17 protein-coding genes are annotated in these 14577 nt (G+C 59.9%); 1 reads left to right on the forward strand and 16 read right to left on the reverse strand.

Annotated features, from left to right (window positions below; genetic code table 11):
* Positions 1 to 79 precede the first annotated feature (79 nt).
* The 4 genes from AB0O71_RS12350 to AB0O71_RS12365 all read right to left on the reverse strand — a co-directional run bounded on the left by AB0O71_RS12350 (position 80) and on the right by AB0O71_RS12365 (position 7150).
* A complete protein-coding gene (locus tag AB0O71_RS12350) occupies positions 80 to 796 on the reverse strand; it encodes a hypothetical protein (protein ID WP_363745722.1) in 717 nt (238 codons plus the stop codon).
* On the reverse strand, positions 796 to 2067 hold the full coding sequence (locus tag AB0O71_RS12355) for a hypothetical protein (protein ID WP_363745724.1): 1272 nt from the start codon (positions 2065 to 2067) through the stop codon (positions 796 to 798). The genes AB0O71_RS12350 and AB0O71_RS12355 overlap by 1 nt, the downstream gene beginning before the upstream one ends.
* Positions 2068 to 2071: 4 nt before the next feature.
* On the reverse strand, positions 2072 to 3145 hold the full coding sequence (locus AB0O71_RS12360) for a hypothetical protein (RefSeq protein WP_363745726.1): 1074 nt from the start codon (positions 3143 to 3145) through the stop codon (positions 2072 to 2074).
* Positions 3146 to 4072: 927 nt separating this feature from the next.
* Positions 4073 to 7150 carry a peptidoglycan DD-metalloendopeptidase family protein gene (locus AB0O71_RS12365; RefSeq protein ID WP_363745728.1) on the reverse strand — a complete coding sequence of 1026 codons (3078 nt, stop codon included), beginning with the start codon at positions 7148 to 7150 and terminating at the stop codon, positions 4073 to 4075.
* A gap of 40 nt (positions 7151 to 7190) precedes the next feature.
* Here AB0O71_RS12365 and AB0O71_RS12370 point away from each other — a divergent pair, with 40 nt between their 5' ends.
* Complete coding sequence (locus AB0O71_RS12370) at positions 7191 to 7820, forward strand: DUF4352 domain-containing protein (RefSeq protein WP_363745730.1); 630 nt, start codon at positions 7191 to 7193, stop codon at positions 7818 to 7820.
* Here the strand turns inward: AB0O71_RS12370 and AB0O71_RS12375 are convergent, their stop codons facing one another.
* From AB0O71_RS12375 to AB0O71_RS12430, 12 genes are all read right to left on the reverse strand, one after another.
* The gene (locus AB0O71_RS12375) at positions 7821 to 8051 is read right to left on the reverse strand and encodes a hypothetical protein (protein WP_363745732.1); all 231 of its coding nucleotides are present in this window, start codon (positions 8049 to 8051) and stop codon (positions 7821 to 7823) included.
* 12 nt (positions 8052 to 8063) lie between these two features.
* On the reverse strand, positions 8064 to 8351 hold the full coding sequence (locus AB0O71_RS12380) for a hypothetical protein (protein WP_363745734.1): 288 nt from the start codon (positions 8349 to 8351) through the stop codon (positions 8064 to 8066).
* An 86-nt stretch (positions 8352 to 8437) separates the two neighbouring features.
* Entirely contained in the window at positions 8438 to 8821 is a 384-nt protein-coding gene (locus AB0O71_RS12385) for a hypothetical protein (protein WP_363745736.1), read from the reverse strand.
* Between the two features lie 87 nt (positions 8822 to 8908).
* Positions 8909 to 9484 (reverse strand): hypothetical protein, encoded by a 576-nt coding sequence (locus AB0O71_RS12390; RefSeq protein WP_363745738.1) that lies wholly within the window; start codon positions 9482 to 9484, stop codon positions 8909 to 8911.
* The gene (locus AB0O71_RS12395; RefSeq protein ID WP_363745740.1) at positions 9484 to 9660 is read right to left on the reverse strand and encodes a hypothetical protein; all 177 of its coding nucleotides are present in this window, start codon (positions 9658 to 9660) and stop codon (positions 9484 to 9486) included. Before AB0O71_RS12395 ends, AB0O71_RS12390 begins: the two co-directional genes overlap by 1 nt.
* Before the next feature lie 32 nt (positions 9661 to 9692).
* Positions 9693 to 10070 (reverse strand): hypothetical protein, encoded by a 378-nt coding sequence (locus AB0O71_RS12400; protein WP_363745742.1) that lies wholly within the window; start codon positions 10068 to 10070, stop codon positions 9693 to 9695.
* The gene (locus AB0O71_RS12405; RefSeq protein ID WP_363745744.1) at positions 10070 to 10384 is read right to left on the reverse strand and encodes a hypothetical protein; all 315 of its coding nucleotides are present in this window, start codon (positions 10382 to 10384) and stop codon (positions 10070 to 10072) included. The genes AB0O71_RS12400 and AB0O71_RS12405 overlap by 1 nt, the downstream gene beginning before the upstream one ends.
* A 17-nt stretch (positions 10385 to 10401) precedes the next feature.
* Positions 10402 to 10794, reverse strand: coding sequence for a hypothetical protein (locus tag AB0O71_RS12410; RefSeq protein WP_363745746.1), 393 nt, complete (start codon positions 10792 to 10794; stop codon positions 10402 to 10404).
* A gap of 228 nt (positions 10795 to 11022) precedes the next feature.
* Positions 11023 to 11931, reverse strand: a complete 909-nt coding sequence (locus tag AB0O71_RS12415; protein WP_363745748.1) for a phage major capsid protein — start codon at positions 11929 to 11931, stop codon at positions 11023 to 11025.
* A gap of 26 nt (positions 11932 to 11957) precedes the next feature.
* Complete coding sequence (locus AB0O71_RS12420) at positions 11958 to 12437, reverse strand: hypothetical protein (protein ID WP_363745750.1); 480 nt, start codon at positions 12435 to 12437, stop codon at positions 11958 to 11960.
* A gap of 108 nt (positions 12438 to 12545) precedes the next feature.
* The gene (locus tag AB0O71_RS12425) at positions 12546 to 13214 is read right to left on the reverse strand and encodes a hypothetical protein (RefSeq protein ID WP_363745752.1); all 669 of its coding nucleotides are present in this window, start codon (positions 13212 to 13214) and stop codon (positions 12546 to 12548) included.
* Complete coding sequence (locus AB0O71_RS12430) at positions 13168 to 14511, reverse strand: phage portal protein (RefSeq protein ID WP_363745754.1); 1344 nt, start codon at positions 14509 to 14511, stop codon at positions 13168 to 13170. The genes AB0O71_RS12425 and AB0O71_RS12430 overlap by 47 nt, the downstream gene beginning before the upstream one ends.
* Positions 14512 to 14577: the final 66 nt, after the last annotated feature.

Genomic DNA, 14577 nt, shown 5'->3' on the forward strand with positions numbered 1-14577 from the left:
CACCTAGAAGACCCGAAAACGCGCGACAGCACCAGGCCTCCGGAATTGGGTACCAACTGGGTGGACTAGGCGTACCAACTCAGACGATCTGCCAAGGCGCTTGGTCGAAGGCCGACCATCGTGCCAGGCTCTCCGCGGGGTCAGAATCGAGGACAGTTACCGAAACAAGATCAGCCAGTTCAAAAGTTCCACCAACGATACGGCCACCCTGAACCTCAAGACCTCGCGCCGTTTTGAAGTCAAGAGCACCCACCGACAGCATCGGCGAAGTAATCGCGCCGTCCGCAATCCGTACGGTTCCACCTTCAGACAGAACCAAGATCTCGCTCGCAAGCAGCTGCTCCCGCTCGAACGAGTCACCATCCCAAACGCGCACCTCGACAGGCACTCCTTCGGCATTATCTACGACCCACTGATCGCCCTGCTGCCAGCCCCCTGCGGGCGGCGCGGGTTCGGTCTGTCCGCGGCGGCGGGAGTTCTTCCCATCCGCCGTCGTCTTCGCATCCGCGGCGATCGTAGCCGCCTCATTCGCAGCCGTCAACGCATCACCAACGTTCATGGACGCCTCGAACGCATCCTCTGCTGCCGCGTCAACAGATTCAACAACGGAAGGAAACTCGCCTGCCGTTTCGCGCGCATCCTCCACAGCCTCAACAACAGGCACATCATCATCACCCACCGCAACCGTTGAATGTGCCACCTGTGTTGTGCGCCCGACACGAGCACTCGTCAACGCCGCCTCCCGCGCCGCTGCCGCTTGCGCCCGCAACGCAACCTTCCGCTTCAAACTCTGCATCAACCGTCTCCTAACATCACGTCAACGATGTCCTCGCCAACGAACTCCAACTCTTCAATCCGTGCCACGAACTGCTGCCGCCCCACCCACTCCACGTCGGCATGAACAGTGATCGTGTCCCCAACACCGAAAGTGCCAAACTGGGCATTCGGGTGATCTGCAACCCGGATCGCATCAACACGAAACCGTTGCATTCGCTTCTTCAGTTCGGCACGCGCGATCTGCTCCAGGACGGCCCGCTTCGTGACATGCTTCGCATCAACCACCACCGGCTTCGACCGGCGCGAATCCTTCCCAGGGAGCACAAACCGTAGCGAGTCACGCCCCTCACCAGCACCGATGGCAACAATTTTGTTCGCGTACTGTGAAGAATCGTCACGAACCGTGACCGCTTCGATCACATTGTCGCCCTCCACAAAGGACAACGCATTCTGTTTGCGCCCCACACGTCGAACGGCACGGATCTCCTTCAGTACCTTCGAACGGTCAGCGTTCCAACCAGACCATTCCACCCACTCGTATCCGGCAGCATCGATCGCGTCCTGTATCGACTCCAAACAGTCAGGGGTGTCCCACCAAAGCAACTTCCACGCGCCACCGTCTTCTTGCACGACAGCTTTTGCGGCAGCAAGCGCCTCCTCGCGAGCTTTCTTCGCGGCAGACGCCAAATCAGCCTCTTCTTTACGCGCCACGACCGCCGCCTTATTCGCCGCGGTCGGGTTCACCTTCGCAGCAGCACGAGCCGCAGCAAGCACCTTCTTCACGTCGCTCAAGTTCGCTTTCGCTACACTCAGCGCAGTCCGCGCAGCAGACTCCTGCACCTCAGAATCCGAACCCACCCGCACACTCGATGCGCCCGTGAGCGTCACCCCAATGTTTGCGTTCGCGAACGACTGCGCGTGCTCAACAACATGCCGGGCAACCGCGATAGGGTCCACGCCCACGCCCCGATACACGCCCTCATAAGGTCGCCCCGAGAAATATGCGGAGAACCCGGCACCCTCAATCTTCCAAACAGACTCATCCAACTCCGACCGAGTCACCAGCCACGTCCCCCGGATCACCCCATCTGATTCCTCATGGATGAACGTCGCATAAGGATCAATTAGGAGTGTGCCGTCACCGTAACGAAGCCCACCAACATCAGGGGAAACGACGCCCGAAAATGAGCCGGCACCATTCATCTTGCGGCCCGCCCCAGAAACATCAATGGGGAGCTCCAATTCAAGGAACTCCCCATCAGCGATGCGTTCAACAATGTACCGAAGCAAAGGCCTACTCCTTCACCTCACGGAACACCAACGTCATCGCCACAGCAGTACCGTTATCCGCGATCATCGTGTGAGTATTCGACCCTGCACTCTTGTTTCCGCGCGGGTAGAACTTCACCGTCTTGCCGCGCATACCGGAGGGGATCGCGAGCGTGTCAGCAGTCACCAAAGTCACACGATGCCGCGACGCCGAAGCATCCACATCCCACCTGATCGGGTTCGACCGCCGCACATCCGGGTCCGCATTCGCACCCATCTGCATCCACAACCAGCCCTGAGCCACGCCGCCACCAGGGACCGCGATCCCAGCAACAGTGTTTACCCACGCGACCTGCGTCGCCCATGCCGGGATCTCCACCGAGATCTCACCCGTCGCCTCCGCAAACAACGGCCACGTAGCCCCATCCGGGTACACGCCAGTACTAGTCAACGGTTGAGCAGCAGCGCCACTGATATCGAACGCACGGACCACCGTCTTCTCCTGCGGCGAATGCACCTCACGTAAATCCTCGATCGAGGCGAGCCCAGGCGTCGGAGAAGCCCCAGGCCCGATCGTGCTCGTGCTCGGAAGCCAGTTGATCGCCGCGAGCGTGATTCCGGTCACATTCGCGAACGGGCCAGTCGTGATCTCATCCAGCGATCTGACCGAACTCGCAACACCTGGAATCACCGTGATACGACAGAACGTCGACCCTTCCAGCCATGCCCCCGTGAACTCAGGGTCAGTCGGTTCAGGATAAGACACCGACTGCATCTGCGGGTCAGTGATCTCCACAATCACGAGATCACGGCGCGTCTGCCCAGACCCCGTCCCCGGAACACCCGTGACAACAATCTCTTCCTCATTCACCGGCCCATATGACTCCCTAGCCGAAGTAGCAGTGTCACGCGACTGCGCCACCCCACCACCAGGTGCCACCCTGAACCCGTTACCCGGAACATTCAGTGCGGACACCTTCAGATCGCTGGGCCGAGAAACCCCTGACCCCTCCCCCATTGACTGCTGAAATTGGCGACGAAACAGGCGTGCCGAATGGTCGGTATTCTCTGTCGCGTACGGAGGATCATTAAACGCCATAGTGTGCTCCTAAAGGCTCGGGCTCGCGGGCCAAACAGACACCCGCATATCAGCAGTTGAAGTGGGATCAAACCCACGCAGAAGGACCGTGTACGCGCCAGGACGCATCGCCATATCAGATAGCCGAGATCCGGCCGGAGACAGCACCCCAGGGAGCGCCGTAAGGTCATCAGGGTTCGACTTGTAGCCGCCCTTCACCCACCGCGCCCACGGTCGAGTATCGACGCGCAAAAACTTGTCGTACGCGACAGTGGTGCGGAACACGAGACGCCCCACCCCCTGCACCTCAACCTCCGGGTTCGACACAGGGCCGTGGATCTCAAACACCGGCCACGTCACAGAATCACCCGCCACCACAACAGCAGCATTCCTGGTAGACGGGCCTCCCGTGAAACGGAACGGAGCACGTGCCGGGAACCGCAGCCCGCCGCCAGCAGGCAACGCAAACTTGATCAACGTCTGCTGCTCAACCCCGTACCAAAGGTCGTTCGCAGCAACGAACTCCAGACGAGGATTCGACACCCCGTCCCAGATCCCCGAATCATCCGGGGTGAGCTCCCGGGGTCGGCCAAACGCGACCCGGTCACCGACCCGCAGCTGGGCCATCTCCCCACCAACAGAGCGGAGAGAATCAGCAGACCACACACCAGCCAAACGCCCGAGCTGCTCACGCACATCAGCCTCACGAGCGCCCCTAGTAGCACCCTCTCCCTGCAATAACAGAGAAAGTTCATGCGTCGGCCCAGACTTAAAATCGCGCCCAAACGCTCGACCGTCACCACGCACCACGTCACGGTCATTAACCCGGAACGAAGACACCCCACGCACAAATCCCGTCAACGGGTGAGGGGTGCCATCTCCAAACAGGAACGACACCCCTCGATACGTCAACGAGCCGCTAGACAGCGCACTCATATAGCCCCCTGTCTACCCATACGAAGCGAACCGTGCGGAACGCAACTCATCTTCTAGGCCACGATCGAACGCAGCATCAGCACGCTCATCCATCCAGCCCTCGAACGGACGAGCACCGATGTAAACAGTCACGCGACGAGCACCATTAGACGAGTTACCAGCCATCAGCGCATCCCACTGAGAACCCGTCAGGATCGGTTCAGGCCGACCCGTCTTGTTCTCCACGAGACTCTTGCCCGTAGGCAACCAGCCACCGTTGTCATACAACGTGGTGTGGCCGTCAGCGGCAGCGAACGGGTTGAAAGCCTTCGCCATCTTCCCCGCAGCATCCTTCGCCAACGCGGACGCAACATCAATCCACATCCCGCCGCCCGGGAAAGCGCCCTTGATCTTGCCAACAGCCCAATCAACGAGCCCATCAAGGATTGAAGCAGCACCGCCAGCCTCACCAAGATCCTTACCCTGGAGACCCATGTACGCTGCCGGGTTCACATGGCTGCCGTAATTACCGGCACCACCGCCCGGGTTATGCACCATGTAGTGCAGGTGCGGACCCGTCGACATGCCAGTGGAACCGACATAGCCGATCACGTTGCCAGCCTTCACCGACGCACCAGCCCGAGTACCGAACCGCGAAAGGTGCGAATACCTGGTACCCAGCCCGTTATCGTGCTGAATATAGACCTCGTTGCCGCCCATATTCACCGAGCCAGCAAGACCCACCGTGCCCGAACCCGCCGCATACACCTTCGTGCCAGACGGGGCAGCAAGATCAATACCGTTATGCCCACCGTGATACGGCTGCGACACCGAATACGAACCCTGCGGCAACGGATTCACCAAGCCACCCTTGCGGTACCCCGGAATGCTGCCGTACTGATTCATATGATCCAACAAGCCCGGATGCCGCGACTCAATCGCACGACGCGACTCAGCACGAATCACATGCTCATTACCATGCACCACACCAGCAACCGCATTCGGTGCGATATTGCCCGTGTAACCACCCTCCGAGAAGCCCTTCGGCAAGGGCACCTTCGCAAGATTGACGCCCGGGATCTTGTTGATCGTATTGATCAGGCCATTGATGACCGTCTCGATAACAAATCGTACGGGCTTCTTGGCGAGATCCTGAATGCCCTTCCACGCACTACCGATCGCATCACGAGCAGCCTCGAACGCCTTCTTCGGGTCAGACCGGATCACGCGCACCATCGTGTCGATGACGGACTTCACCTTGTTCCACACCGTACGAATCACACCCGCTACGGCATCCCACGCAGGCTTGATGTACTGCGAATACATCAGGCGAGTCGCGAGCCCCAGCACTTCCCACCGCTTGCGAATCCAATCCACAACCGGCGAGATCACGTTGACCCAAACCCAGTTCAAGGCATCACCAATCGCCTTAAACGCCGGCTGAATGTACATCTTCCACATGAGTTGCGTCGCGAGGCCCAGAATGCGCCACTTCTCCGAAATCCAATTAGCGACGGGTGATATCACGTTGTTCCACAACCACCGGAACGCAGCACCAGTAGCATCCAGCGCCGGTTTAATCGCGACTTTCCAAAGCCACATCACGACCGCACCAATACCGTCAATCGCAGGCTTAATGAACGTCTCCCAGACGCCCTGAATGATGCCGCCCAGAATCGCAAACGCGAACTGAGCGACCTCGAATGCCGGTCGCAGCACGTTTTCAAACACCCATGCCGCGACCTTCGCGATCCCGTCGAAAACTGGTTTGATCACGTTTTCGTAGGCTGCGATGAAGAACCCGGAGATGTTCGCCCAGGCCTCACCGAGGAACCGGGTGAATTCGGCCCAGATCGTCTTACCAAGCTCCGTCTGCGTGAAGAAATACGTGAGCGCCCCCACGATCAAAGTCACCAATCCGACGATCTTCATCAGCGGATTCGCGTTCATCACAGCATTGAACACACGCTGTGCCACGGCACCAGCTTTCAGAGCGAACGTCTGCGCCTTCGTTGCCCCGGTCGCTGCGGCCTGAATGCCAATGCCGCCCCGGGTAGAGATGTTCCACCCGTCCTGAGCAAGCTTCGCAAGGAGAATCGCGCCTTTCACGCCAGCGACGGCCGTCTTGTACGCGTTGAAAACGGCAATCCCGGCCTTCACAGCGAAGACACCCGCGACGATCGACCCGAGCGCAATAGCGACGCCCTTGATGAGCTCGATGTTCTCCTTTAACCACATCGAGGCGTTCTTGAGCCATTCCCCGAATGCAGCCACAAGGGGTTCGACTCGAGTAGTAGCCTCATCCAGCCACCTCGTGATGTCCTGAAAGAGTGGCCCGATGAGCGGGTACACGTCCTCCAGGATCTTTGCCCCGAGACGGCCCATCGCCGCCATGAGGTTATCGAACGAGCCTGTAGTGGTCTTGCCCATCTCATCGGCCACGGTTCCGGCAGCAGACTGCGCAGCAGCAGCGAAGGTGTCGAAATCGACCTTGCCCTCGGAAGCCATCTTGAACACTTCGCCAGCAGTGACACCCATCTGATCGGCCAACGCCTGATAGATCGGAATGCCCTTGTCGGCAAGCTGACTAATGATGTCGTTCTGGACACCGTTCGCCTGGGTCGCGGCCTTCGCGAATATGCTGCCCATCTCATCGAAGCCGACACCAGCAGCAGACGCGTTATTGCCAACCGTCTTGAGGATGCCCTCAAGCTCCTTACCTGGCTTAATATTCGCCGCCATAAGCTGGCTCGCAGCAGAAGCAGCGTCGCCCAGCCCGAACGCTGTTCCCTTGACAGCGGCCAATGAGTTATCCATCGCCTTCGCGACAGTGTCAGCATCGTTTCCGAGGCCGCGCATCTTCGCCTGAGCAGTCTCGATTGCCTTCAGCCGGCCGAAGCCCTTGACCAGCGCAGTTCCCAGAACACCAGCGATGCCGACGCCTGCGACTTGCAGCGTCTTCTTCATCCCGTTGGCAACCTTGTTACCAATCTGCTGACCAGCCCCGGCACCATCGACCGCGCCTAGTTGCTTCGCGATGTCCTTCTGGATTCCGGGAGCCCTGACCGTCAGTGCAACGTATGCGGATGCAATCTCTGTACCGGTAGCCATGAAACCCCCTTGGCCAAAGTGCGACCACTCAAAATCAGTAATGAAAAACCTGTGGGCGGGATATAGTCAGAGCATGAACAGAAAGTCGCGCCTGCTACTCATCCCCGCCATCGCAGCAACGCTGCTCTTTGCCGGGTGCAGCACAACACCAACGGTCAGCGAACCGGAGCCCGTCGCCGAAGAATCGGCAGAAGAGGCCGAACCTGCTGCAGAAGAAACTCCCGAACCGGAAGAGGTTGGAAGTCGGAGCAACCCGGCCAGTATCGGTAGCGCAGTCACGGACGGGGATTGGAGCGTCACCATCGACAGCGTCAACCTCGCGGCGAACGACATCATGACTGCCAACGAATTCAACGAGCTCCCGGCCGAAGGCAACGTTTACATCCTCGTAACGGGAACTGTGACCTACAACGGCACGGAAGATGCCGGGGAGAACTACTACGGGATCATCGATTACGTCACCGCAGACGGAAACACGATCTCGCAGTCCTACGTCGACACATCAGGCTCCGGCATCCCGGATTACACGATCATGGACCCGCTCTACCCTGGCGCATCCCACACAGGGGCACTCGCTTTCGAGGTGCCTGCCGCGACAGCAGGCGAAGGCACGCTCGCGGTCACGGTGGACATGATGACTTCCGAACGGAAGTTCGTGAAAGTCCAGTAATCAGCCGCCCAGCGAGCGCAGCAACGCAATTCGGTCAGCGTCTGACAGGCGCTCGCCAGGTTTGCTTTCCACGAAAGATCGAGCAGTCCATTTGTGAGGGTCAGGCTTGAGGCGAAACTTGGAGCCCGCACGGTTCGCCATGCGGGCTCCTTCCTCGTTCACCTTCGCCTGCACCGGGGCGGACCGCATGAGCTTATTCAGCTCGCGCAACTTTAACTTCACTTGAGCCATGCAGCCCACCCCCTATTTCTTGTACCGAGCAGCATCCTGACGCAACCGCGCCATCCGATCCTGCTTCTTCTTCGCCCGCGCCTGAACGTCCCGAATACCCTTCGGCGTTTCCGGCTCCGGCACGCGCTGCTTCTTACCCGCTGCCTGCGCCATCTGAGCCTGCAACAAATACTCGACACGGCGCAGCGCCTCATCCTCCGCACTAATGGCACCCCAACCGCCGTACCACTCAGACACCGCACTCCCGCGAGGAAGGTTCGCCGCGCAATGAGCAACCTCAAGCATGTCTTCCTTGCCCACCCACACGTCAGAGAGGCGCACCCCGAAGAACCGCCGAAGATCAGCGGCTAAACGGTCGGGCACCTCCCTGGCGAGTTCGGCAAGGACTAGGAGTTTTTTGAGTCGGCAGCCTTGTACAGAGCGGCGGTCAGCTCGGCCAGCTCCTCGAAGTCGGAGAACCCGTCTTCATCAGCCGTCGATTCAAGCGCCCGCTTCAGCCCGTCCGCACCGATAACACGGACAAGGACCGTCTCGAAATCGTTGCGCTGAAGCGCGAACATCGTATTTGCATCCTTCGCGGCACGTACGTCGAAGGTGTAACTCTCGCCAGCGAACTCAACCGTGCGCGGCTGCTTGATCGGCGGGCGATGATCGGACGGCTTCAAGGGTGAGCGGTCCCGAGTTGCGATTGCCGGGGCAGAACTCTGCGCACGCAGGCTCTCCAGCTCCGCTTCAAGCTCTTCGCGGGACTTCTCAGTGGTCTCAGTCATGGTGACTCCATTTCTCAAAAACGAACACGTGACTCAGGGAAGTAAAAGGGTGGGGCGCGGAGTCACCACGCGCCCCACCCAGCCTTGTTACGGGGTAGTCGCCTCAGCGAGGTAAGCCGGCTGGTTCGTCAGCACGTAGTCCGCGCCGATGTTGTCCACCGTCAGCTCGTAACCCGAGGGGTCCTCCGTGCCGTTCGAAACGTCGCCACGCTCAGAGACCTGCACGAGTTCCATGCAACGAACCTTCTTGTAGTTCCCGTCGTTCAGGACAGTGACCATTGCACCCTCGACCGTCCCGAACGAATCCGGGATGTCGTAACGGGCAACAGCAGCATCCCCCGTACCGGTGACCGTGACAGCGCCGTGATCGTAGAAGATGCGCGTCACAACGGGCTTCTCCTCGAGCGCGGTGAAGCTGAACGTCTTCTCCGTCGACGTGGTCTTGATCCGAAGAGTCTGACCCGCAGGCCAACCCTTGATCTTGTTCACATCAACAGAGACACCCTCACCAGGGCCGTCCTCACTCAGCGCACCAATCGGAAGGAACCCATCATCGAGCGCTTCCGTCAGCGTCTCAGGGAGCGGGGTACCCTTCGGCCCCCAGAACACCATCGAATCCATGTCCGACCAGACACGAACGTTGTCCTTAACAATGTCGACCATCACTTACCCGCCTTCGCATCGGCCGGCTTAGCATCCGGCTTGGTCGACCCGTGAGGCCGAACCTTCCCTGCGGTGATCAGATCGCGCGCCTGCCCATCGGACAGGTCGACCACCTGCCCCCGCTTGTACTCCTTGCCGTCAATCACCTGACGGTTCACCACCTCGACCTTCGCCACGGCGGCACCTCCTTAAATAGAAAAACCCCCGACTAAGCGGGGGTAAGGTTTCTTCCTCGAACACGAAACTCGAGCGTGAACTGATAACGGGGATCGCCCGTATCAGGGTCAGGCGACCTCGCAGGGCCACCAATCTCCACCCACCGATACACCGGCAAGCCACCAAGCTCAGTAGCCGACATCAACTTCTGCCGGACACGACGCGCAAAATCAGCCGCAGCAGGCCACGACAACGCCGACACGATGAACGTCACCATCGGCCGATCCATGAACCAGTCCGCAGTACCACCAACACGAGCCACCAAAATGTGCTCAGCCGGCTTCGTACTCGGCACCTGAGTGGACGCCTTCCACGGCTTCAAATACTGAATGAGAGCCGCCTCCGCATCGATGAACTCGTACGCCTCCATCAGCCCTCCACCCGCTTCAGATCAACGGAGCACCCGTTCATCGAACTGTTGAACGGGTGCCGGAAATCACGAGTGACACCCTGAACCTCGTACAACTCCCCGCGCACGTTCACCCGATCCTGCGGCGACAGAATCTTGTCCGACGGGACATAGATCGTCGGCGTCGAAATCACGCGCTCATGCCCCGGAAACAAGGTCTCCTCCGTGCCGCCAGGATTGAACGCATAAATCCCCAACGGGACACTCGGCAACCAGCCCTCAGCCGGATTGCCATGCGAATCAGTCGCACCAGCCTCGAAACGCTCCCACCCCACCGTCTCCGAAATGCGCCTCACAGCGGCCACACCGCAAACGGAGAATGAGACGGAATCATGCTGATGGAATAAGCGCCGCCCGACTGGCCTTGCAGTTTCGCAAGCTCATCATCGGTCATCGCCATATCACCCGGAAGATCGCCACCGTACGTCTTCGACGTCGTGTACGGCCCGGTAGTCACGTTCGTTTGCCGAATACTCTCCGGGTTCCGAAACTTGCGGGTGACCATCGCAACAACCACATCGACGGTCGCCTGCAGAAGGTCCGTGTCGCCCTCATCAGCTTCAGCATCGATCCGGGCCTGAAGGTCAGGCACCTTTCGGCGCACCTCACGCTCAGCCTTCTCCACCCACTTCAGCACCAGCCCGGTGTCGTCAGGAGCGCCCTCACCGATCCACGAACCGATCACATCCTCAGCAACAGCCCAAGACATGCACACCCCCTCAAACACGGCGAGGGGCCAGGAAGCCCCGGCCCCTCACACATCAGTCCGACTTCCGTGGACGGCCAGGCTTCCGCTTCACCGGAGCCTGCTTCGGCTCCGGCTTACCCGGCTCCGACCATCCCTGCGACTGCAACTTCTTCGCGGCATCCCCGTCAACCTCAACAACGGTTCCCGCGGGCGACACCAAACGCATTAGCCGGCAGTCGGCTCGTTGTACTTCACGAACGAAGCGGTGTCCGCAACATCCCACGCGTACTCGGCCTCAGCACGAATCGCGACAAGGTTGTTCTCGAACAGCGACACAAGCTCGCCGTCGATCGTGACCGTCGCCTGCGTCGAAACGTCGTAGGTGATGCCACCAACGACACCCCACACAGCCTTCGACCAGTTGCCGCCGAAACCAACAACGGTGCCGTTACCGACACCCTCACCGATGAACGAAGGACGCCCCAGCACACGGCCAGCACGAACAACCTCAGCGGTCTCCACAGTGGGGCTATCGATGAACAGCGGGCGACCGTTCGCGTCCACAGCGCCATTGAAGATCGGCTCAGCGACGGTATCGAAAGCGAACCCAGTCAGACGCTTGCTATCGTTCACAAGCAGCGACAAGCCCGCGTTGATGTCAGCGAACACTCCACCGTCTGCCTGCGCGGCAGTGCCAAGTGCAACAGCCTTCGTGGTCGCGTTGATGAAGTTGCTCGCACCGAACGGGGTGTTCGTCCCGTAGAACGCCGCCGAGTCGAACGCGAGCGCAAACGCCTCCGCAAGATCGAGACGAAGATCATCGATGTAGCCGCCCGGGTTCGCACGCACCGTCTCGGCCGAAACCACCGAGATCGCGGCGAGCTTCTTCGGGGAGATCTTACGGAGCGACTTGCCACCCGAAGTGGTCGGCTTCTGCCCAGCCTCAGCAACCCACGCAGCGCTCGGCTTCGAGGTCGTGTACGCGATCTCGACACCGTTCGCGCCAACCGGGATACGGCGAGCGAGCTGCTGCGCGACCGAACTACGGCGCGCCTCAGCAAAAATGTCCCCAGCCTCGCTGGGCTTAATGAAACCAGCAAACTCGCTGGTAGTGGTAGGTGCGGTCTGCGCCATCACCCTCTCCTAACTGTTAGTAGGCATCAGTTGATGCCAAGTGCTTTACGAAGCGAGTCCTCGAGGCCGTCACCATTCAGTGCGAGCGTCGGAGACTTGCCCTCGTTCGGGACATGCAGTTTCTGAACCTGCTGCTCCCCCTTGAATGCGATAAGCGCATCAGCCGACGCTTCAAGCTCCTCCTGCGTGCTGCCCGAAAGCAGATTCGCGGGGATACCCTTCGTCGCGGCGACCTCAGCACGAAGACGTGCAGCCCGTTCCGCAGCGAGCTCGGCCTTCGCCTGATCTCGCTCGTCCTGGAGCTTCTGCGCCTCCGTTTTCTGGGACTCTTCGAAAGCTGCGAGGCGCTGTGCGGCTTCCTCGTTCGCTTTCGCTACGGCCAGATTCTCCTTCGACCGCTTCTCCCACTTGCGGGCTTCTGCCTGCCAGTCGGTATCTGCGGAAGTCGGGTTGACCGTGTTCTCGGGAGTCTCAGGTGCCCCGTGCGGGGCTTCGTTCTCAGCCATGCGGCCCTCCAGTGAATGTTGAATGCGCCCGTGCGGGCACTGTTACTACGCCCACCGGAAGGCGGGCATGACCTGTGGTGTGCACCACAGGAAACTTGATATGCGGGCTTAGGTGAGGTCGGCAGCGTTCGCCGCCAGATACTCGCGCACCCTCTCGCGGTGGGTTTCCAACTGCTTCGGGTTCATACGGGCCGTGTTCTTAGAAAGCTCATACACCTTCACCGGGACACGCTTCGCGTCCTGATCCCAAGCAGGGGCAGTCACGCAACGGCAATTGTCATGCGCCGCGAAAAACACCGTCTCCCGGGTATACACACCGCCACGTCCCGCCAGCATCCGACAGAACCAACACGACTCCGAACGGGTCTCACGACGCCACCCAACCGCTCGAGGATCACGATCCGTGTTCCACAACGTCGTATCCCGACCCTGCTGCTGAATGAGACGCGTCGACGCCCCCACCAGTTGCGACAACGCCGTATCCCAGTTCTCCTCGAACGCCGGCCCAATCGCCCACTTCGCGGACCCCACAGCCTGAGCGTCAGGGATCGGGGCAGCCAGAGACGCCCGATAAGTGCCCGACACTCGAGCCGAAGAACGGGCCTCGTCATAAAACTCGGCCGCAAGCTCCGCACCCTGCTCGCCATAGACGCGCACGAAATCCGGGTAGAACTCAAGCAACGCATCACGCAACTCGATCGGGTTACCGCCCGCGTACGCTCCGAAGAACTCAGACAGATCCCGGGTCGCCCACCGCAGGTTCTCCTCCGTCGCCAACCGGAGATCCGTTACCGACACCATCCGAAACCTCCCGTGCAGCAGCAGCCATACGCTCAATCCGAGTACCAGCCGTGTTACGGCGGTTCTCGGCCTGGAACCGCATGATCTGGTCACGAGACAGGCCCGCATACTCCATACCAACCTCAGACATCGCGAACGGCGAATCTTCCTTCATCGCCCCAGCAAGCTTCGAGAACGCATCAGCACGAGCACCCGGCGAAACAATCGCCGGATCAGTGAACATCGCAGTAAGAGTCCGCAAATCCTCCGGCACAGCATCCAAGCCATCCCGCAGGCGTACCGCCAACTGCATAGCCTTCACCGCGCCACGACCCCAAACACGATTCGCGTTACGGGTCTTCATGATCAGCTCTTCCTTCGCCGCATAAATAGCGTCAGCAGAACTCGGATTCGACGCATCAGCCCACCGCACCTCAAGCGACTGATCATCCGCAAACAACGACTTCAACATCCGCAACTGCTCAGCATGAGGCTGAGGAGACGAACCCTGATACCTGTGAATCTCGGGCTTCTGCTCCGGGTTATCCACATCAATCGCGTTCATGCGGCCCATCACCGCAGACCACTTATCGTCACCAATGAACTTCGACACATCAGCACCGAACAGCCAATACTTGTCGGCCGAATAAAACTCCGCAGACACCTCAGCACGCAGCACCGTACGAACCATCGCATCAGTGAGCCCCATCGCCGTGCGACTAATCCGCGAATGACCAAACGGACGGTTCAACTCAGGCTGCAACACCAGCCGCGACACCGACACCTCACCAAGACGATTCGGAATCCACGACACACGCCACTGGTTCGACTGCTTCGTAATCGAATACACCCGCTCCCAGGTGTACATCACCATCTCAGTCGGCCCCTGCTCATCAGCATCAATCACCGACAGAAAACCACCCAGCGTGCGGCGGCGACGATCCCACACCGCAGACGACGAATCCGCAGACCGCGCCAGAATCAGCTGCTCCGGCTCCCCCGCCTCCGTGTCACCATCCGACACAGCAAGGAACGAACATGCATGAATCGCTGACGAAGTGACCGCCATCGGGAACTCAGTCTCGAAATCGTTCGCATCAAGCAGACCAGCAAGCCCAAACGGGTCATCGGTCCCAGCCGCCGTCACGAACCCCTCAAACACCGACCGATCCGTCAACGCATGAACACCCTTCGCGATCTCCTGCAACGGCGTAAACGCAACCTGCATCTGAGGTGGCACCGCAATCCCAAAATCCTTCAGCGCATTACGGCCCTCATAGTAGACAGTGCGCAACAAATTCCTACGCCGCTTCTGAATCCACGTGTTGTACAAGCGGCCGAATAGGTCTCGGTCCTGACC

This window comes from Leucobacter sp. NPDC077196 (assembly GCF_040687075.1).
In the GTDB taxonomy this organism is placed as follows: domain Bacteria; phylum Actinomycetota; class Actinomycetes; order Actinomycetales; family Microbacteriaceae; genus Leucobacter.

What these genes read in the sequence shown, in the direction of transcription:
- AB0O71_RS12385 (WP_363745736.1), bottom strand. Translation starts at nt 8,821, where the DNA reads ATGACTGAGACCACTGAGAAGTCCCGCGAAGAGCTTGAAGCGGAGCTG.
- AB0O71_RS12360 (WP_363745726.1), bottom strand. Translation starts at nt 3,145, where the DNA reads ATGGCGTTTAATGATCCTCCGTACGCGACAGAGAATACCGACCATTCG.
- AB0O71_RS12415 (WP_363745748.1), bottom strand. Translation starts at nt 11,931, where the DNA reads ATGGCGCAGACCGCACCTACCACTACCAGCGAGTTTGCTGGTTTCATT.
- AB0O71_RS12400 (WP_363745742.1), bottom strand. Translation starts at nt 10,070, where the DNA reads ATGGAGGCGTACGAGTTCATCGATGCGGAGGCGGCTCTCATTCAGTAT.
- AB0O71_RS12350 (WP_363745722.1), bottom strand. Translation starts at nt 796, where the DNA reads ATGCAGAGTTTGAAGCGGAAGGTTGCGTTGCGGGCGCAAGCGGCAGCG.
- AB0O71_RS12375 (WP_363745732.1), bottom strand. Translation starts at nt 8,051, where the DNA reads ATGGCTCAAGTGAAGTTAAAGTTGCGCGAGCTGAATAAGCTCATGCGG.
- AB0O71_RS12390 (WP_363745738.1), bottom strand. Translation starts at nt 9,484, where the DNA reads ATGGTCGACATTGTTAAGGACAACGTTCGTGTCTGGTCGGACATGGAT.
- AB0O71_RS12365 (WP_363745728.1), bottom strand. Translation starts at nt 7,150, where the DNA reads ATGGCTACCGGTACAGAGATTGCATCCGCATACGTTGCACTGACGGTC.
- AB0O71_RS12420 (WP_363745750.1), bottom strand. Translation starts at nt 12,437, where the DNA reads ATGGCTGAGAACGAAGCCCCGCACGGGGCACCTGAGACTCCCGAGAAC.
- AB0O71_RS12370 (WP_363745730.1), top strand. Translation starts at nt 7,191, where the DNA reads ATGAAAAACCTGTGGGCGGGATATAGTCAGAGCATGAACAGAAAGTCG.